Origin of the sequence: Breznakia sp. PF5-3 (assembly GCF_029504745.1) — a bacterium.
Lineage (GTDB): Bacteria > Bacillota_I > Bacilli_A > Erysipelotrichales > Erysipelotrichaceae > Breznakia.
Genome location: NZ_JAQFIQ010000044.1, coordinates 1 through 18,897, shown reverse-complemented (window position 1 = coordinate 18,897; position 18,897 = coordinate 1). Strand labels below are relative to the sequence as shown.

The window sequence follows — 18,897 nt, the reverse complement described above, 5'->3', positions numbered from 1 at the left end:
AACATTTCAAGACAAACCTTAAAGAAGCTCAATTTATTACCTGTTTGTAACGTTTTTTAATACTTTAGGTATTCCTTAGTTGAATTAAGCGAATTGTTATAAGCTTTTAAACCTTCTATTTCATCTTTACTTAATACCGTATATTTTGCAATTTCTGCATTATAAAATTCAATAATAGATGCTTTAGTATTTGTTATATTTGCACTTTCTAACATTTTGACAAAAATATTATCTTGGTAGTTACTAACAATATTATTTTCATCATCATATCCATAAATAATTTCGTTAATAACATCTTTTTTATAGTCAGACATATAATCTAGAATTATTTGTAAGGTCTCTCTAATATCATCATCAAAAATTTCAGAGTAAAATCCAAACTTCTTCAATAAGTTTATTAAATAACTTCCATCACAAAATGAAATACAAAGGTTATCATTCTCATTCTCAGATTTCCATTGTGACCACCATAATAATTCTTCTTTACTTAGCACTAATGGTAAACAAAGAATCCACTCTTTTGGTGAATAATTTCGAATTGCAGTCTCAAACGATTCTTTAATTTGCATTTTTTGTGAAGAACCGATTTTTATAGGAAAAAACTTACATTGATAAATCTTTTGGGGAGTTGGTAAATCACCTACTAAAATATCAATACCCCCATCACCTTGGGAAATTCTCACTGCTTTCGCATCTTCACCATATAATTGTTGAAATACTTGAATACAAATTTTTTCAAAAATATCTCTAGCGCCTGCTTCGCCATGCATATCTATTAAATAATTAAAGCCTCTTTGCATTATAAATTATCCCCTTTCTAAATAAATCATAATATATGCTTATTAAAATAATACCATAATCTCATTTTTTTGAAAACGGTTACAGTTTTCTACTTTTCCATACTTTAGATTATTTTAATTTCTTTGATTTAAAAATATTGAGCTATTTTGTAATATCACAGCACATATTTTTTGAGAAGATATTTTCTGATAGATAGTTTTCATCTAAAAAGGTAATGTATAAATTATTACACATTACCTTTTTAGTATGAGAACAGTATCAAATTAAAAAAGTTATCAATAATTAATAGGAAACTACTTCTTTCATTATTCCTACTTATAGACTGGGTTTGTTTGGCTACACGTGGATCATTTCATTGATAATAATTTCTTCAATACAGTTTTTTATATTGTTCATTTCACCAATCCATAATAATTGATTTTTTTCTTTCAAGCTTTCTGTGATATTCCTTTGTTTTTTATAATCGTTTAATAATTGGTCATATAAGTCGTTTGCCTCTTCTTCAACTCTATGAAGATGATCATATAATGTATTATTAAATTTCATTACTTTATATTTTGGGTATGTATTTTCTCTTAAATATTTTTGCCTCATTATTCCATACCTACCTAAAGTTTCTTTTTTATCAATTATTAAATTAGGAAATTCATAGTCTCCTATTTTAGTATATTTAATTTCTTTCATATTCTTTTACTCCTTTACTTTTCTGTGCTGACTTAATTTCTAATTCAAATTCTTTCATTCTTATTGACCGATCTTCAATTCCTGTACATAATTTAATTTGTTTTCTAACACTCTTAATCTTTGGTGTTATTTTTTTAGCTTCAGATTTCATTTCATCCTTAAGATTATTATCATTACATCTTCTTATTTTATTGTAATATTGTTGTCTATTCTGTAATAATAAATTCAACTCATTATTTAAAAGCTCTTCATGATTCTTCAAATCTGTAAATGTATTTAAATTGTTTCTACATAGCAAAATTGTTTGATCAGATATTGTATCCATGTATCTTATTGCTTTTCTTAGCTCTTTAGAATACTTAATATTTCTATTTGTTGATTTTGGAACTATCCCTAACATATATTGATATCTTATGTATACTTTTTGTAAGCCAGTAAGATTACCATTTCTGTACTTATGTATATATGGGTCAATATCAAACTGTTTCCTATCATATATAGTATTATCATCTCTGATAGGTGCTCTTGATGACAGATAGTCTTGTATTTCATCTATTTGATATTTATCACCTAAAGAAGATAGTCGAATAAACTTTTTATGTTCTGGATGTTTTAGCGATATATTTTTATTTGTCTCTTTAATTTCATATCCAATGCCTTCAAGTTCCCTGAATAATTGTCTAGTTGTAAATACTTTTTTTATTACTTCAGATATATCTTTCTTGATTTTACTTCTTATGGATATATCATTTCTATAAGAATTTCTACTTTTTGATTGATAAGATTTCTCTTCAATAATTGACAATCCATGTTGGTTGCAAAGTTCATCTGATACAGTTCTCATATCGTGATAATCTTTTTTGCTATTGGTAAATCTTTTTCCATCAACCATAGAAGTAGAATTCAACACAAAATGGTTATGTATGTTATTGGTATCAATATGGGTTGTTATTACAACTTCATACTTCTCACCCCATAGTCTATTTGCTAACTCTACTCCTATTTGGTGTGCTACTTCTGGTTCAATTTCATATCCATGAAAGCTTTGATATCCATGAAAGCATATAATCTCTTTGTTATCCTTGAACAATTTCTTTGTATTCATCATTGCCTGTATAGGATTATCTTGCAAACAATTAATCGTACTAATTAACTCTACATTGACTGTCTTACTTTCGTGTGTTGCATATTCAATCACATCAGTAAATGCAGTCTTATCATCATTGATTACATAGTTGATTGGAGCATCCAACCTTCCTTTGACTTTCCATAGTTTTGTAGTAGCCACTTATCTATTATGCTCCTCTAAATTCATTATCAATACGTTGCATGATATTATTTATATCTTTTATTACTATTACAACATCAATTTCGTTTAAAGGTTTTACATATCCTAACTTCACTAATTGATTCAAATTATTACCAATATGATTAACCTCTTTTAATAACTGATAATATTCAATTGGTAGTGGCATTTTAATTTCAAAATCATTAAGTACATTTCTAATATACTTTTCTCTACTACACTTACATAATCTTACTTTGTTGTTGAGTGATGCATACTCGTCATCACTCAACCTAACCTTAATTTCTTTCTCTCTTCTTATCATTCATTTATCATCTCCATTCCTATTCATTTTCTTTTAAAGGGTCTTAGGGATAATCCCTAACAAGTTGTCTTTTGGGTACAAAAGACGTTGCTTGCTACTACATTAAGACACCATTAAATTAATCATCATCTATGCTTAGACCTTTCAAAATCTTCATAGTGAATTGCATCATTTCAAATACTTCTTCATCAATAACTGTATTCGTTTTTATATACTCCTTAAGTAACTGGTTAAACTCTCCTAGACGGTTTTTAAGAGCCTTGTACGTTCGTTTATTTCCTATTACTACAATTTCCTTGTCCAGGGCTTTTTTAATCATATAGTCTTGTTTAGTGAGCCCTGATAGCTCTACTCTTTTATTTAATTCATCATGTTCCTCTTTTGACATTCGAAATCCTGTAGTGTACCCTCTGAAACGATTCCGATCATCTTGTTTTTTTGGCATCATTATATAATCACCTCCTTCATAAAACTATCCAATTTATTTGCTATATCTCCCTGCTTAGTTGGAAACAAGTGAGCATATTGATATGTAATTTCTATACTTTCATGACCAACTCTATCAGCGATAGCTACAGCACTAAACCCCATTTCAATTAGCAGTGACACATGGGAATGTCTTAAATCATGAACTCGAATGTAATGTAGCTTTTGCTCTTTAATACCTCGCCTCATTTCTCGTTCAATATAAGACTTCGACACATGAAACACTCGTTGGTCTTTTTTCAGATGGTATATTTTATCAATATAGTCTTTCATTTCTTCTGCTAAGAAACTAGGCATCTGTACAACTCGATTACTTTTTTCTGTTTTAGGAGAAGTTATATAATCTACACCACCAATACGCTGATATGTTTTATTAATGGAAACTGTATTCTTATTAAAATCAAAATCTTGACCTGTCAGCGCAAGCATTTCTCCTAATCGAATACCACACCAATACAGCATTTGAAAAGCATGATATGAGATTTCTTTATCCATCATAGAATCTGAAAATCTTGAATACTCATCTTTACTCCAAACGTTCATTTCTCTTCTTGAATTCTTTCCCATATTCCCTGCTTTCTTCGCAGGATTTTGTTTCAAATCATAAAATCGAACTGCATGATTAAATATTGCACTAAGTTGATTGTGTAGAGTTTTTAAGTAACATTTAGAATAAGGCATTCCATTTTTTTGTTTAAACCCAATCATTTCATTTTGCCATGCGATAATATCTGAAGTCTTAATTAAGTTCATTTTCTTATTCTTGAAATATGGTATTACTTTTTTATTAATAATCTGTTCTTTTGTCATCCATGTACTTAACTTAACTCTTTGTTTCATATCATTCTTATAAATCTCGATAAAGTCCTCAAACTTCATATCAAAATCCAGTGTCTTCTGTGCTTTAAACGATTGTTCCCATTCTTTTGCAGCCTTCTTCGTTTGAAAGCCTCTTTTCAATTTTTTTTCATTCTCACCTTTCCAATTCTTGAAATAGAAAGATGCATACCATGTTCCTTTACTTTTGTCTTTATAGACTGGCATATGATCACTCCTTTACTTCTTCTTTTCTAATCCATAAAAATGCTTTAATAAAAATTCTTTGCTTATTCGTCCTCGTATAGTGATGTATCCTTTTGCTTTAAGTTCTTTATTCAATGACTGAATCAACTTGTAGGCATAAGGTTTTGACATACTCAACAATTCTGCAACCTCACTAGCATCTAAAAAATGCTCATTTTTCATTTATTCACCTCCATTATCTGTTGTGTAAATACTAAACTTTTATGTTTAATGTCATATTCATTATATTAAACATATTTGTTTAAGTCAACAAATATTAAACTTTTTTGTTTAATGTCGTAAAATTATATGCTATACTGTTTTTGAAAGTGAGGAATATTTATGTCTGTTGGCTCTAAAATTAAGAATGCACGTCTTTTTCGAAATATGACTTTAAAGGAATTGGGTCTAGCAATTGGATTTGACGATAAGAGTGCCGATATTAGAATGGCACAATACGAATCTGGTACTCGAGTACCTAAGGAAGATACTTTAAACAAGATTGCAAAAACTCTTGATGTAAATCCATTAATGCTTAAAGATGTTCCTTTTTCAAACGCCGAAAATATTATTAGTACACTATTTGAATTGGATGACGAGTTCCCTATTGAACTTATTAATTATCAAGCTAGTAGAAACGATGATTTTGATCGTCCTCAAGAAATTGGTCTACTGGTTCGCTATCCAACAGTTCAAGTCTTTTTAAAAGAATGGAAGTTAAGAAAACAGGAACTAGAGGATGGCATTATTGATAACGATGAATACCAAGAATGGAAATTAAACTGGCCCAATACTTGTGATGATGTACGCAAACATTCATGGCGTAAATAGAATGCACTTCAATTATTCAAATAATGAATTCAATAAAAGGATGTGATATAAATGCTTACTTTTGTATTAATTAACATTATCTACTGGTTAATTGCATTTCTAATATACAAAATGCGAATATCTAAAGATAAAAATAGTCGGCTTATCTTTAATGATTTTGATTTCTATGATAAATTATCAAAACCACAGCAAGATGATTTTTGGAATAAATCAAATCAATTAGTAAAAAAGTTATTAATTAGTTTAGGTGTGGTAATAAACTTACCATTCATAGTTGATATAGTAATCACTGATAACACTCTTTTTGTTTTTATTATTCTCCTTTCTTATGTCCTATTTATTGTTTGGTATTTATATGAATACAAGAAATTGAAAAATACATTCTCTTTTAGAAAATAGAATAAAATAGTATCAAAGTAGTATCATTTGATACCATAGCATCAAAAAAAGACCGATTTCATCGGTCTTTTTGTCGTTTTGGGATTATTCCCACTCAATCGTAGCAGTTGGTTTTGGTGATAAATCATATAATACACGATTTACATTATCAACTTCTTTTAGAATACGATCAGTTACTTTTAATAACACTTCCCAATCTAGTAATTCAATTGTAGCCGTCATTGCATCAATCGTATTTACTGCACGTAGAATCACTGGATATTCAAAACAACGTTCATTGTTTTTAACACCCACTGATTTGAAATCAGGTACTACGGTAAAGTATTGCCATACTTTTTTATCTAATCCTGCTTTTTCAAATTCTTCTCTTAAAATTGCATCGGATTCTCTAACTGCTTCTAAACGTTCCTTACTAATTGCTCCTAAGCAACGTACCCCAAGTCCTGGTCCTGGGAATGGTTGACGATACACCATGTGTGGTGGTAATCCCAACTCAATACCACAAGCTCTTACTTCATCTTTAAACAATTGATATAGTGGTTCTACCAATTCAAACTTCATACCTTCTGGTAAGCCACCAACATTATGGTGTGATTTCACCATCTTTGCGGTTTTTGTTCCAGATTCTACAATATCAGGATAAATGGTTCCTTGTGCTAAAAAGTCAATTCCTTCTAGCTTCTTTGCCTCTTCATCAAAGACATAGACAAACTCATTTCCAATAATCTTACGTTTTTCTTCTGGGTCTGCAACACCAGCTAATTTACCTAAAAATCTTTCACTTGCATCTACATAGATTAAGTTTGCATCCAATTGGTTTCTAAAGACCTCTACAACGTCTTCTGATTCACCTTTACGCATCAAACCATGATTTACATGTACACAAACTAATTGCTTCCCAATCGCCTTAATTAGTAGTGCAGCAACTACTGATGAATCTACTCCACCAGATAAAGCCAACAATACTTTTTTATCTTTTACCTGTTCTCTAACAAGTTCTATTTGATCTGCTACAAAGTTTTTCATATTCCAATTTGCTTCTGCTTTACATGTATCAAAAACAAATGTTTTTAATTCTGCTTCACTTGGCAATGTAGAAAAAGTAACATCACACTTTGCACTTGGATGATCAATTGCAATAACTGGAATTTGTAAATCATAAATTGCTGGATCTACATCTACAGCACTTCCATCTACGACTCTATTTTCACCACCATTTAACACAATTCCCTTTACATTAGGTAATGCTTTTAACTTTTCAATAGTGATATCATGTGGATAAATCTCACTATATACACCAAGATCACGAATAGCTCTTGCTAATGTTGTATTCTCGATACTTCCTAAATCTAATATTACGATCATATCTTGTTTCATAGTATTCCCCTTTACTCCGTATAGTTATCGAAATAACCTTGTACTAATACGATTGGTGTACCTTTATCACCAGATCCACTTGTTAAATCACAAAGCGATCCAATCAAATCCGTTAATTGTCTTGGTGTTGTCCCTTGGGCCGCCATATCACCAACTAAATCTTCATCTTTTTCTTTAATACGCTTTGAGATAGCAGCTTTTAATTCTTCACCATCTAAATGTTTAAAATCATTATCTGCCAAATACTTCAATTTCACTTCATTTGGTGTTCCTTCAAGTCCTTTAGTATAAGCAGGAGAAACAACTGGATCTGCTAACTCCCATATCTTACCTTGAGGATCTTTAAACGCTCCATCTCCATATACCATTACTTCCACATGCTTACCTGTTTTATCTTTTATTTGAACTTGAATAGCTTCTACAAAATCAAAACATTCATTAGGAAATAATTTTATTGTATCTTCCGTTGATTTATTAGAACCCAACAAACCATACTTAGAATTATATCCACTACCATCCACTGGTGCATTTAAAATATCATCCAATCCACATACTCGATTCGCACCATTCTCTTTTAAAATACGTTTCGTTCTATTTCTAGTATGTATATCACATGTCAATACATCTTTTGTATAGTTTAAAATTGCTTTTGGATTATTCGCAAATACAATTTCCACTTCTGCACCTTCAGCTTTAATCAAATCACTATAGTAATCAATATAGTCTACACCCGTAAATTCATGTTTATTATTTCCAAACAATTCACGATATCTTTTTAAATCCAATACATCACTATATGGATTTACATTTGCTTCATCCAACATATCATATGTTAAAAGGGCATTCCCTACTTCATCACTTGGATAACTAAGCATTAATACTACTTTCTTAGCTCCTTTTGCAATCCCTTTTAAACAAATAGAAAATCTATTTCTTGAAAGAATAGGAAAAATAACCCCAATCGTTTCTCCTCCTAATTTTGCTTTTACATCTTTGGCAATCGCATCGATACTAGCATAATTTCCTTGTGCTCTTGCTACAATCGATTCTGTTACTGCGATTACATCTTTATCACGCAATTCAAAGCCTTCACTAAGCGCAGCGTCTAAAACACTATCCACTACAATTTTTGCTAAATCATCGCCTTCTCTAATGATTGGACAACGAACTCCTCTTGATACAGTTCCTATTTTTCTTTCCATACTCAGTTCCTTTCTGCTGTCGCACTACAAGTCAATTATAAGGTATATTCACCTAGAAGTGAAATTAATAATTCATCATTTGATATAAGCTGTGCTTATATCAAATACTATAAAATACATGATGTGTATTATCACTATCATGTATTAAGCTTCTTTTTTTAAACACTTTTCCAAGGTAATATCTTTTTGATACTCATATTCTTCACAAGGAAGTTGTAAAGGATCTTTAATAAGAACTTCTTTCTCTTGTTTACTAAGCTTTTTTAAATAGTATTCCAACTTAGAAGCTAAGCTTCGATTTTCCGCTGTCCAAAGTGCATCCAAACTTACTACATCCCTGGTTTTTGTATATTTTGCTGCTTGTTTTAATTTATAATAATGCTCTTTCATTCGCTTATCTATATCATTGGTAATTCCTGTATAAATAGAATCATCACTACAACGAATCATATAAATATAATACATCCTCATCCTCTTTCTACACACAAGTTGTTCTATCACTACTTATCATAATGTTTTTAGATAGATTTCCTCATCTTCTTCTATCCCAGAAAATAGAAACCCTAATTTCTTTAATAACGCTATAGAATTCACATTCTCTTTTAACACACTTGCCTTTACCTTATGAATCCCTTGATTTTTCAACCACCAAAAAATGGTTGTTAATGCTTCTTTCACATATCCTTGACGAGCATAGGTAGGATGGATTGTATAACCAATCCAAACACTGTCATCTTCTGCTTTTAAATAAATATCTCCGATTACCACAGCATCCCTTGTATGAGTAATCACCAATTGTGCTCCTTCTTTAAAATCAAGATCTTTCAGTAAAGCTTCTTCATATTGTTTTTTGGTAAGATTTTTAAATCCTTGATACTTCATCCATGAATCATTATTTCGATATTCCATAAAAGCATCGATATCTTGTCGTTTAAATTCACGAATTGTACAACGTCTACTTTCAAGTTTCATATCTTCATTATAATACAAAAAAAGCCATAACGCTTTATAATACTTTCGTTATAGCTTCTTTTTTATGGAGCATCTTGTAATACCCATCTTATTTTTGCACTATATTCGGTGTTGCTGTGAAGCGCACCTGGAAATATCTTTGCCAAGATACCTTTATTGGTATCCCAATGAATATTTGTAAGTTCACTTGTTGCTGTTGTTGAATAGATTAGTGTTGGCTCATCAGAACTAAGCGGATGCTCATTTCCATCAGTATCTACAAATACAAGAGCATTTTTTAGTTCGGAGATAACACTCATATTTTCATCCATAAATGGTTGTTCCAATTGAGCCAACACTTTCCACCCAACCTTTTGTGCTCTTAAATCTTCAACTTTAATTGCCCAATCATTAATTTGTCGGGTTACTACTTTCGCTGTTGAAGCAAGATCGGTTGTATGAAATGCTAATGTTGATGGGACTTCTTTAAAAGATAATCCTCCAGCTAAACCAACAATAACTTCTTTTTTATAATATAGATAATACCCATCATTTGCTGTAATTGTTACTTTATCACCAACTTGTAAATCTGATACCGGTTGTGAGAAATTACCATTGGCATCCGCATGAGCTTCCACTCTATTGTTTCCATATTCACTCCTTATGATACCATTTGGTGCAGTCGTTCCACTAATTTCAGTAGACACATCATATAGTGGATTTACATTTAATGATAATCTACCCATTGCTAATGCACTTAGCGATGACATTAAGAATTCATCTGCTGGATTACCACTAGATCCATCATTGTCTTCATAGTTTGATGTAATGTTTAAATACCTTCCTGCAGTACCTGCTGCTAAGTTTCCATTTATCGTATAATCAACACTATCATCATTCTTAACCCAATAATAATGTGGTGGATCCCATACAGACCCCCCTGGAAATACAGATGTTGTCCAAAAGTTTATCTGTTGTGCTTTCAAGTTCAATGGTTTTAGAGCCGTATACTGAATGATACGATGTCCTGGTGCCGAAAAGAACAAACTCTTTGGATTGTCAATATCAATATAACCTTTGGCATTCGTCATATAGATTAGTGATGTTCCAGGCCCACTACCAGCACTCAAATTCACAGTAGAGTCTGATTTTACCATAAATGGCATTGTGGAACCAATCAAATGTTGAGCAGTAACCGTACTTGCTGAAACATCAAAGTTTCCACCATTGACATTGATTCCATCACTTTCTGTAGTACCTGTAGCATTAAATGAATATGCGCTTGCTGTTTTACTATATTGTTTATAAGAGCCATCTTTCTCGATTGTCAATCCACCACTGAGGGTTACACCTGTGGCTTGTGATACGGCATTGTTAATATTGAATGAACCACTGTTAATTATAATCGATTTCGCATTTAATACATTAGCTACATTCCCATTGGTTACTAAATTCACATTTCCACCATTCAATATCCAATTATATGCTGTACTTCCATAAATTAAGTAACCAGAAATAGCGCCTTGTGTAGTTATGGTAAAATTCGCCCCTTCACCAATTACTACATCACCACTAAAACGTGCTGCTTGATCGATGGTTGTCGTTCCATTGAACTGCAAATTAAATTCACTATTTTTATCCATTGTCAAAGACTTAATCGTATTATTTGCACTACTAAGTTTTGGACTACTACTAACATACTTAAATTTCGCATTTTCTTTCATATCAATTGTAGTTGCATAGTTATACAACATCGTACTACCACCTGCATTTACTACTACATTTGCATTTTCATGAAAAGTCATCGTAGAATTTCCATAAAAATTAAAAATACTTGTTCCATTACTATGGGTAAGATTTACATTCCCATAAAAATCTACATTTCTAATCTCTGCTACTTCATTTGCAGGACTTGAACTTGATGCTACGATTGCAATTGTACAATCTTTATAAGTAGCATTTCCTGTAGGGTTATAAGTTATCTGTGGTCCATAGTATATAATTGAATCATAAATCAAATCCACATTCGATGCTAATGTTCCCACACTTACCGTTCCATAATAATTCATACCAATAATATGCATATTTTTTAAAGTAAAACTTTTAATTGTACTCTTATTGATATAAATCGTACTTGCAGGAACAGCTGCTGGAGCTTCAATTATCTTATGTGATACACCATTATAGGATCCATCAATCGTCACATTTGTCTTCGCTTCACTTACGTTAATACCGGTTGTTGACATCGTGATATCAGCACCTAAATAAATCATATTGATACCATCCGTTGCCGATTCAAGAGTACTCTTCAAATCAGCATATGTATATACAACCGTTTCATTTGCTGCCAATCTAACAATGTCTGCTCTAGGTGTGGATTCTTCATTGTCAATTACTTCATTTTCAATTGGTTCCTCAGAAGATTCACTATCTATCTCTTCTTCTGGAGGAGTATTTTCATTTGATATTTCATCACTTACTTCTGGTTCATCATTTTGTACTTCTTCACTATATACACTCGTAAAAAACAATCCAACGACAAGCGCTATAACTGCTATACCACCGATAATCTTATTTCTTTTCATCATACCCCTCCTTCCTATTTGTCTGTTTGCTTGTTTTAACCTTTGCTTGTTCGTTTACCTAAAATAAATGCTAAATAAACAACTGCTACAAGCGCTATACCACCTACAATAAACAATATCCAATAGGGAAATTCTTCTTCGGTATTAATTGCTTCTTCATTCACTTCTTTTGCATCGTCATTTTTTACTTCAAACTCTTCATCCCATTCCCAAGACTTATCTTCATAATCAACTTTCATTTTCAATCGATAAGTACCTGGTTCAATTGTTTCATTTTCCCAATCAACAATAAAATTAAAGTTTGAGTTAGGCGCAATTTCTGCTGTTTCACTCATAGCTGAGTGTAACACCTCATTACTACCTTTTTTATATATTTGGGCATCAATTTTCACATTCTTCATAATTACTGCTTCACTGTTTTGAAGATTGATCTTCATTGCTGTTCGCAATGCTTCTAAAGATGGCCCAATTGCTTTCAAATTTATATTAGGTTCTACAGTTGCTTTCGTTTCAGTAAGCTTTAAACCTAATGCATATGCTATTTCATTTTTAATTTCTATTCCTTCATCTTTACTATCATCTTTTGTTTCATTCTTATTTTTTGCGGTTACATAAATTCCACCTAATACTACCCCATCATATTTTTCTTTGGGCATCTTTAGTTGGATATCAACCACTTTATTACTATTTGCAGCGATTTCAATCTCTGCTTCTTTGATGGTTGCAATATCTTCAATTGAATGTTTCATACTCTTATCACGTACACCAGGTATACTATAAGCGATGACCCCATTCGTTCCTGTCGATGCTGCATTAATCTGTGTTTTCGCAATGATTGGTTCATTGCTTGTATTGGTAATGACGATTTGAATCGTCTGTTCCTTATTTGGTTCCATCAACAAATCAAAATACGTTAATTCCTTATCAATTTGATTATCAGGAATTATAGCGCTTACACTAAATGAAACCGTTGGTTCTTCAGCATGTGCGGAAGAAACCGCAACACCAAAGACCATAGTTGATAGAAAAGTGAAAATGATAAATTTTTTTAATATATTCTGTATCGTCTTTTTCATTACGATTCCTCCTTTATGCTTAGCCCTTTATAGAATTAAGGAGCGTTTGATATAATCCAATTCACCGTTGCTGTATATGAATCAGTTGTTGCATTCCCTGTATTCACAGTAAGCTGAATTGCATCATTTAAATTGTTTGTAGCACTTGCTGTTGGATACCATCTTGTAATCCATGTACCCATACCCTGATTATCAGCATTTGTACCTACTAATTTTTGTTCACCTGCACCTGATGTTACGGTTGCCACTGATGCAGTTGGTGGCGTAGAAGTATTCCCTGTTGTTGTTTTCACTTCTGGATTCTTAAATGATAATACTCCTGAAAACGAACTTGATGAATCTCCATTAGTAAATGTAGTCATAGATACAGATACTTTCCATCCTTTACCTGTACCACGTTTGTCCGTGACTTGGATATACGGTTTTAAATCCGTAAGGTCATATGTTGCTACATTCCCTGTAATTTCATGTGTACCAAATGCCAATGCAGGTACATAGTCCAGACTCAATGGACCCTCCATATTTGTTCCTGGATTTGTTCCTGGAGTGTCTGGGTTATCTGGATCTACTGGACTTGTTGGTGAAGTATCACCACCAGTAAAAGCAATCGTTGCATCTGTAGAAGTACTTTCATCTTCTGCATTGATTGTATAGATACTGCCAAACATAACCATTCCAAATGCTAAAACACTTAATAAAAATTTCTTTTTCATGCTTGAGTCTCCTTTCTTTATTCTTGAAGCAAATAAGGTAATATTCAACCTAAAAAGTGTATTCCCCTAATAGATTACACAATTAATATTATTTATGATTTAAGAATATATCTTTGCGCCCTTAAGCGAGTTTTTCCTCAACTCAATCGAATAACATAAACGGTGATATTTTATCCCCCTATTCATGCTTCATAAGGAAGTATATAGGAAAGATAAAAATTCGTCAACTATTTTACCCTATCAATTCTACATCTTTTATAATAACAATCGTATACTAATAGTTGATTTTTTTAACTGAATTCTACTGTAATTCGCTTGTTAACAATATCAACTACTAGTAGAATAAAGATAGGAGATATCATATGAAAGAAATTAAAATTGCAGATACGATTACCCTACTACGAAAAGAAAAAAATGTTTCACAAGAAACATTAGCTACTTTTTTAGGTGTATCAAAAGCAGCGGTATCAAAATGGGAAACCGCACAAAGTTATCCCGATATTGAATTACTTCCTAGATTAGCTACATATTTTAATATCAGTGTGGATGAACTCTTACAATATTCCCCACAACTATCAAAATATGAAATTAAGAATTTATATGATGAATTGGCAAACGCCTTTGCTTCACAACCATATGAAGAAGTAATTAAGCGCTGTCGTTTGATTGTAAAAGAATACTATTCTTGTTATCCACTACTCTTACAGATAGGTGCTTTGTATTTGAATTATTCAAACCTCGCACCTACGAATCAAGTAGAAGCTATTCTTCATGAAGCAATTGAATTATTTATTCGGATAAAAAAAGAAAGTAATGAAGTAGAATTAAGCACCATTGCCCAAAATCTAGAAGCTACGGCCTTATTAATGACGCAAAAACCAAAAGATATTATTGCCTTGTTAGGTGAAGAAACACCTTTATTAATTTCTACTGAAACCATACTAGCTAGTGCTCTTCAAATGCTACATGAAAATGATAAAGCCGAATATAACTTACAAATAAGTATTTATCAATATGTATTACACCTAAGTGATTTAATGAGTACTTATCTTTCTGTTACTTATACACAAAAAGATATGTTTATCGAAACTTATCATCGCTTACTGGGGCTAATTGAACTTTTTCAATTAAAGAAACTACATCCCACTAAGTTATTAAATATTTATCTAAGTGCAGCGATTGGCTTTATGAACTTTAACGATAAAGAAAATGCCTTAGAAGCTATACAAGCCTATGTTGATGTTGCAACAGATACAATATATCCCTTAGAACTTCATGGTGATGCGTACTTTACACGTTTGGATGAATGGTTTTCAAAAACATCCATGCCTATCCCTCGAGATCAAGAATCAATTCGTAAAAACATTATCGAAGTATTTGATGAACATCCTGCTTTCGTAGCTCTAGCAGATAATAAACAATTTCAATCTTTGATGAAAAAACTTAAGAAAAATGGTTAGGAGAACCTATATGAATGCAATTTGTGTACAACAATTATCAAAAATATACCCAACAGGTAAAAAAGCTGTAGATAACATCAGCTTTTCAATTAAAGAAGGAGAAATCTTTGGTTTCCTTGGTCCCAATGGAGCTGGTAAAACCACTGCTGTAAAGCTTTTAACAGGGTTATTACAACCTAGTGAAGGTGCTTGTAGTGTCGATGGTTATGACTCTACCTCACAACCTGAGCATGTACATGCAATCTCAGGGGTAGTTACAGAACACTCTCAGATGTATGATCATATGAGTGGATTTGAAAATCTTATGTTTTATAGTGCCCTCTTTGGAAGTGATAAAGCAGAAGCAAAGCAACATGCTACTAAGTTATTAACGCAATTGGATCTACTTGATGCGAAAGACCAAAAGCTTGCTACTTACTCTACGGGGATGCGACAAAGATTATCTTTAGCTCGAGCAATGATTCATCATCCAAAGATTCTCTTTCTCGATGAACCTACTTCAGGACTAGATCCTGAAAGTATTCTAAGTGTCAACAATATGATTAAAAATCTAGCCAAACAAAATGGGGTGACTGTTTTCTTATGTACACATCAATTACGATATGCACAAGAGCTTTGTACTTCCTATGGATTGATTGATGAAGGACGTATGTTTGCTAGTGGAACCCTCACTTCCTTACGCCAAAAAGTTGCAAGTGGGATTCGGGTTGATATCAAAAGTGATTATATGCCAGATACCATTCCCTTTACAAAACTAGATGATATGAATTATCAATTTATGGTAGAAGATGAAAATAAGATTCCTGATATTATTAAAGAGATTGTTAACCATGGAGGAAATATCTTCCATGTATCTATTCATGAACAAACCTTAGAAGAAATATATTTTTCTCTACTAGATATTTATCGAAAAGAAGGCGGTGAAGACCATGCTTAATTCCATCCAACGGGCAATTATTAAAAAAGATTTACGAACAATTGTTTTCAATAAACGTTTATTCCCTGTGTTATTGATTGTTCCCTTTGTCTTCTCTATTGCTCTACCATCAATCTTTATTGTAAGCATCAGCTTTCTTCCAGAGAGTTCACCAGAGTTTCAGCAACTCTTACAAATAATGCCATCAATTAAAGCTGGATCAAATATTCAAATCACTGCGATTACCTTGCTCTTAAATACTGTTATTCCGGTCTTCTTCATTTTAATACCAATTATGGCTTCTTCGGTCATGGCAGCGAGTTCCTTTGTAGGAGAGAAAGAAAAAAGGACATTAGAAACATTATTATATAGTCCAATATCTTTAAAACAAATCTTTCAATCAAAAATATTTGCTGCTTTATCTTTAAGTATGATGGTTACCTTCGCATCTTTTATCGCAATGGTTATCACTGTACAACTTGAAATGATGTTCCTTATGAATCACAACATATCCCTAGATTTCTTAAACTGGATTATCATTTTAATCGCTTTGGCTCCTACCCTATCACTTTTATCTATTACCTTAATTGTGAATGGATCAGCGAAATCACAAACGGTAGAAGAGTCACAACAACGTTCTGTCTTCTTAATCATTCCTGTCTTTCTTTTATTGGTAGGACAATTTAGTGGAATTATTTTAATTAATGCATGGCTATTACTCATCGTAGCTCTTATCTTTCTCATCCTCACAATCTTGTTGATGAAAAGAGCAAACAAAAAATTTACTTACGAAGCCTTGCTGAAACAATCTTAACTACAACAATCTGAAAAGGTGACTTACATCACCTTTTTTTAAATTATTTAATTTGTAAAGAATATTTTGGATGTTATCCATTTCAATTTTATTTATGAGAAATGAAAGTAACTCATAAAGTTAAGTTCTATTTATGCCATGGTACTGGAATGAGGCTCTCATATCCTTGTTCCATTTCCGCATCATAAATTCCATCATTATTTGTATCAACGATCATTCCTGCGCTACCTTTCCAGATACCGAGTGAACAACCAATGACACCAATGGCTAGCAGTAGACAGATAATCTTTGTCGGAGACCATTGTCTTTTCTTAATTAAGAGGTAACACATTAACGTTAATGCTAATGGAACTAATGAGGGTAAGATTCCATTAAGCAAATCTTGTAATATAATCTGTTGTTCTCCATTTGGAATGATCATTCCAATGGCAGTGTTTCCATAATTACATGTCAATGCTCCTACTACAAATACACCAAGCATTGAAGCGGCATGTGTAAACTCTTTAGCATAGTTGGTCAACATCGATACTGCTGTTCTACCAAGTGCATAAGACCAGTTAAGCAGCCAGTATCGTAAAGCCATTTGTGCTCCAAATACTATAATAAAATATAGAATTGGACCAATCACATTACCATCAATGGCCATTGTTGCGGTAATACCAGCAGCAATTGGCATTAAGGTAAACCAAATCATTGCATCCCCAATTCCACCTAATGGTCCCATTGCTGCTACACGCACGGAACGAATGGTATTGATGTCTGCTTTTTGTTGTTCAAGGGATAATACTATTCCCATAACAAAGGTTACTGTATATGTATGTGTATTAAAGAATTCAAGGTTGTGCTTCATCGAAGCACTTAAATCATTTTTATCGGTATGGATTTTTTCCAAACCTGGTAACATCGCCCATAGCCAACCTGCGGCTTGCATTCTTTCATAGTTAAATGAAGCTTGCAACATGAGTGATTTCCACATGATCTTATTTAACGTCTTTTTATCTAAAGGTTCAGCTGGCGTTAAATTTTCATATACTTCTAAGTTAGATGCCATCTTCTACACCTCCACTTCCTGAGTTTCGACTACGGATTCCATTTTTAAAGTCATTTACTGCGATTGCTACACCAATGAAAGCAACTAATAATAATGTTGCTCCTGCTGTTGCACTGATGTTTCCAAGTGCTGCAGCTGCTGCAAATCCTGCAAGGTAAATTCCCCACAGATCGTTTGCAAGCATAATCTTAAGTAGAATAGCAAACCCTACATATCGCATCATTCCACCGGCTGCATCCAATCCTGCCATAACCCATGAAAAACTAGCTGCAAAGTTTTGTAGGTAGTTTCCAATTGCACTACCACCAACATAAGCAAGAACTGCCATTACTGCAAATAGTGATCCAAGAATTCCCATTGAAATATAGTTTACACTAGCAATTCCTTTTGTATCACCTTTTTCAGCAGCACTATCTGCTTTTGCCATAAATCCAGAAATAAGGGTAAACGTAAGCGTTACTGCATATTGTCCAAATACTGAGAATATTACAGCTGTCCCTAAAGCAGCATCAATTCCCATGTTTGCTTTTACTGAGAACACCATTGCTACAACTGCTCCCAGTACGGCATTTGGCGGTTGTGCACCTCCAACCGGCATATTACCAACCATCATAAGTTCATAAGTACCACCAACGATTAAACCTGTCTTAAAATCGCCAAGTACTAAACCAATGATTGGACATGCGATGATTGGGCGATATGCCACTTCGGTTAATGAGAATTGGTCAATCGCGAAAATAAAGGTAATCAACGCCAATAAAATGATTTGTAAGATATTCATATAATTCCCCCTCGTATAATATGTAATGTAATCAAACAGAAGCATCGCCTTCCATATCGATTGCATTTACACTCTAATTAATAGATAATAGATTCGTT

At 32.6% G+C, this 18,897-nt stretch carries 20 protein-coding genes; 4 read left to right on the top strand and 16 right to left on the bottom strand.

The window, feature by feature from the left end; genetic code table 11:
* Nucleotides 1-56: 56 nt before the first annotated feature.
* The 7 genes from M2475_RS09655 to M2475_RS09625 form a co-directional block, all read right to left on the bottom strand.
* A complete protein-coding gene (locus M2475_RS09655; RefSeq protein WP_277491197.1) occupies nt 57-800 on the bottom strand; it encodes a hypothetical protein in 744 nt (247 codons plus the stop codon).
* 337 nt (nt 801-1,137) lie between these two features.
* Entirely contained in the window at nt 1,138-1,485 is a 348-nt protein-coding gene (locus tag M2475_RS09650) for a TnpV protein (RefSeq protein WP_277491196.1), read from the bottom strand.
* Entirely contained in the window at nt 1,472-2,773 is a 1,302-nt protein-coding gene (locus tag M2475_RS09645) for a relaxase/mobilization nuclease domain-containing protein (RefSeq protein WP_277491195.1), read from the bottom strand. Before M2475_RS09645 ends, M2475_RS09650 begins: the two co-directional genes overlap by 14 nt.
* 7 nt (nt 2,774-2,780) lie before the next feature.
* Complete coding sequence (locus tag M2475_RS09640; RefSeq protein ID WP_277491194.1) at nt 2,781-3,095, bottom strand: MbeCy; 315 nt, start codon at nt 3,093-3,095, stop codon at nt 2,781-2,783.
* Nucleotides 3,096-3,213: 118 nt separating this feature from the next.
* Nucleotides 3,214-3,540: a hypothetical protein gene (locus M2475_RS09635; RefSeq protein ID WP_277491193.1), complete on the bottom strand. Its 327-nt coding sequence runs from the start codon at nt 3,538-3,540 to the stop codon at nt 3,214-3,216.
* A 2-nt stretch (nt 3,541-3,542) separates the two neighbouring features.
* Nucleotides 3,543-4,625, bottom strand: a complete 1,083-nt coding sequence (locus tag M2475_RS09630) for a site-specific integrase (protein WP_277491192.1) — start codon at nt 4,623-4,625, stop codon at nt 3,543-3,545.
* 12 nt (nt 4,626-4,637) lie between these two features.
* Nucleotides 4,638-4,826, bottom strand: coding sequence for a hypothetical protein (locus M2475_RS09625; RefSeq protein ID WP_277491191.1), 189 nt, complete (start codon nt 4,824-4,826; stop codon nt 4,638-4,640).
* A gap of 159 nt (nt 4,827-4,985) precedes the next feature.
* Here M2475_RS09625 and M2475_RS09620 point away from each other — a divergent pair, with 159 nt between their 5' ends.
* On the top strand, nt 4,986-5,474 hold the full coding sequence (locus tag M2475_RS09620; protein WP_277491190.1) for a helix-turn-helix transcriptional regulator: 489 nt from the start codon (nt 4,986-4,988) through the stop codon (nt 5,472-5,474).
* Nucleotides 5,475-5,957: 483 nt separating this feature from the next.
* Here the strand turns inward: M2475_RS09620 and guaA are convergent, their stop codons facing one another.
* From guaA to M2475_RS09585, 7 genes are all read right to left on the bottom strand, one after another.
* On the bottom strand, nt 5,958-7,250 hold the full coding sequence (gene guaA / locus M2475_RS09615; RefSeq protein WP_277491189.1) for a glutamine-hydrolyzing GMP synthase: 1,293 nt from the start codon (nt 7,248-7,250) through the stop codon (nt 5,958-5,960).
* Nucleotides 7,251-7,261: 11 nt separating this feature from the next.
* Nucleotides 7,262-8,452 (bottom strand): coenzyme F420-0:L-glutamate ligase, encoded by a 1,191-nt coding sequence (locus M2475_RS09610; RefSeq protein WP_277491188.1) that lies wholly within the window; start codon nt 8,450-8,452, stop codon nt 7,262-7,264.
* A gap of 144 nt (nt 8,453-8,596) precedes the next feature.
* Nucleotides 8,597-8,917, bottom strand: coding sequence for a GIY-YIG nuclease family protein (locus tag M2475_RS09605; RefSeq protein ID WP_277491187.1), 321 nt, complete (start codon nt 8,915-8,917; stop codon nt 8,597-8,599).
* Between the two features lie 42 nt (nt 8,918-8,959).
* The gene (locus tag M2475_RS09600; protein WP_277491186.1) at nt 8,960-9,424 is read right to left on the bottom strand and encodes a GNAT family N-acetyltransferase; all 465 of its coding nucleotides are present in this window, start codon (nt 9,422-9,424) and stop codon (nt 8,960-8,962) included.
* A gap of 62 nt (nt 9,425-9,486) precedes the next feature.
* The gene (locus M2475_RS09595; RefSeq protein WP_277491185.1) at nt 9,487-11,988 is read right to left on the bottom strand and encodes a hypothetical protein; all 2,502 of its coding nucleotides are present in this window, start codon (nt 11,986-11,988) and stop codon (nt 9,487-9,489) included.
* A 35-nt stretch (nt 11,989-12,023) separates the two neighbouring features.
* Nucleotides 12,024-13,064 carry a DUF916 and DUF3324 domain-containing protein gene (locus M2475_RS09590; RefSeq protein ID WP_277491183.1) on the bottom strand — a complete coding sequence of 347 codons (1,041 nt, stop codon included), beginning with the start codon at nt 13,062-13,064 and terminating at the stop codon, nt 12,024-12,026.
* A 35-nt stretch (nt 13,065-13,099) separates the two neighbouring features.
* Nucleotides 13,100-13,777 carry a WxL domain-containing protein gene (locus M2475_RS09585; protein ID WP_277491181.1) on the bottom strand — a complete coding sequence of 226 codons (678 nt, stop codon included), beginning with the start codon at nt 13,775-13,777 and terminating at the stop codon, nt 13,100-13,102.
* A gap of 362 nt (nt 13,778-14,139) precedes the next feature.
* Between M2475_RS09585 and M2475_RS09580 the strand changes: the two genes are divergently transcribed.
* From M2475_RS09580 to M2475_RS09570, 3 genes are read left to right on the top strand one after another with little or no spacing between them, the layout of a single operon-like run.
* Nucleotides 14,140-15,237, top strand: a complete 1,098-nt coding sequence (locus M2475_RS09580) for a helix-turn-helix transcriptional regulator (RefSeq protein WP_277491180.1) — start codon at nt 14,140-14,142, stop codon at nt 15,235-15,237.
* A 10-nt stretch (nt 15,238-15,247) separates the two neighbouring features.
* Nucleotides 15,248-16,174 (top strand): ABC transporter ATP-binding protein, encoded by a 927-nt coding sequence (locus tag M2475_RS09575; protein WP_277491179.1) that lies wholly within the window; start codon nt 15,248-15,250, stop codon nt 16,172-16,174.
* Entirely contained in the window at nt 16,167-16,967 is an 801-nt protein-coding gene (locus M2475_RS09570) for an ABC transporter permease subunit (RefSeq protein WP_277491178.1), read from the top strand. The genes M2475_RS09575 and M2475_RS09570 overlap by 8 nt, the downstream gene beginning before the upstream one ends.
* Nucleotides 16,968-17,094: 127 nt before the next feature.
* Here the strand turns inward: M2475_RS09570 and M2475_RS09565 are convergent, their stop codons facing one another.
* Together M2475_RS09565 and M2475_RS09560 are read right to left on the bottom strand one after the other, a co-directional pair.
* Complete coding sequence (locus tag M2475_RS09565) at nt 17,095-18,018, bottom strand: PTS system mannose/fructose/sorbose family transporter subunit IID (protein WP_277491177.1); 924 nt, start codon at nt 18,016-18,018, stop codon at nt 17,095-17,097.
* A complete protein-coding gene (locus tag M2475_RS09560) occupies nt 18,008-18,799 on the bottom strand; it encodes a PTS sugar transporter subunit IIC (protein WP_277491176.1) in 792 nt (263 codons plus the stop codon). The genes M2475_RS09565 and M2475_RS09560 overlap by 11 nt, the downstream gene beginning before the upstream one ends.
* Between the last annotated feature and the right edge of the window lie 98 nt (nt 18,800-18,897).

Coding starts and splice junctions, on each gene's coding strand:
- M2475_RS09655 (WP_277491197.1), bottom strand. CDS start 800: ATGCAAAGAGGCTTTAATTATTTAATAGATATGCATGGCGAAGCAGGC.
- M2475_RS09650 (WP_277491196.1), bottom strand. CDS start 1,485: ATGAAAGAAATTAAATATACTAAAATAGGAGACTATGAATTTCCTAAT.
- M2475_RS09640 (WP_277491194.1), bottom strand. CDS start 3,095: ATGATAAGAAGAGAGAAAGAAATTAAGGTTAGGTTGAGTGATGACGAG.
- M2475_RS09635 (WP_277491193.1), bottom strand. CDS start 3,540: ATGCCAAAAAAACAAGATGATCGGAATCGTTTCAGAGGGTACACTACA.
- M2475_RS09630 (WP_277491192.1), bottom strand. CDS start 4,625: ATGCCAGTCTATAAAGACAAAAGTAAAGGAACATGGTATGCATCTTTC.
- M2475_RS09625 (WP_277491191.1), bottom strand. CDS start 4,826: ATGAAAAATGAGCATTTTTTAGATGCTAGTGAGGTTGCAGAATTGTTG.
- M2475_RS09620 (WP_277491190.1), top strand. CDS start 4,986: ATGTCTGTTGGCTCTAAAATTAAGAATGCACGTCTTTTTCGAAATATG.
- guaA (WP_277491189.1), bottom strand. CDS start 7,250: ATGAAACAAGATATGATCGTAATATTAGATTTAGGAAGTATCGAGAAT.
- M2475_RS09610 (WP_277491188.1), bottom strand. CDS start 8,452: ATGGAAAGAAAAATAGGAACTGTATCAAGAGGAGTTCGTTGTCCAATC.
- M2475_RS09605 (WP_277491187.1), bottom strand. CDS start 8,917: ATGTATTATATTTATATGATTCGTTGTAGTGATGATTCTATTTATACA.
- M2475_RS09600 (WP_277491186.1), bottom strand. CDS start 9,424: ATGAAACTTGAAAGTAGACGTTGTACAATTCGTGAATTTAAACGACAA.
- M2475_RS09595 (WP_277491185.1), bottom strand. CDS start 11,988: ATGAAAAGAAATAAGATTATCGGTGGTATAGCAGTTATAGCGCTTGTC.
- M2475_RS09590 (WP_277491183.1), bottom strand. CDS start 13,064: ATGAAAAAGACGATACAGAATATATTAAAAAAATTTATCATTTTCACT.
- M2475_RS09585 (WP_277491181.1), bottom strand. CDS start 13,777: ATGAAAAAGAAATTTTTATTAAGTGTTTTAGCATTTGGAATGGTTATG.
- M2475_RS09580 (WP_277491180.1), top strand. CDS start 14,140: ATGAAAGAAATTAAAATTGCAGATACGATTACCCTACTACGAAAAGAA.
- M2475_RS09575 (WP_277491179.1), top strand. CDS start 15,248: ATGAATGCAATTTGTGTACAACAATTATCAAAAATATACCCAACAGGT.
- M2475_RS09570 (WP_277491178.1), top strand. CDS start 16,167: ATGCTTAATTCCATCCAACGGGCAATTATTAAAAAAGATTTACGAACA.
- M2475_RS09565 (WP_277491177.1), bottom strand. CDS start 18,018: ATGGCATCTAACTTAGAAGTATATGAAAATTTAACGCCAGCTGAACCT.
- M2475_RS09560 (WP_277491176.1), bottom strand. CDS start 18,799: ATGAATATCTTACAAATCATTTTATTGGCGTTGATTACCTTTATTTTC.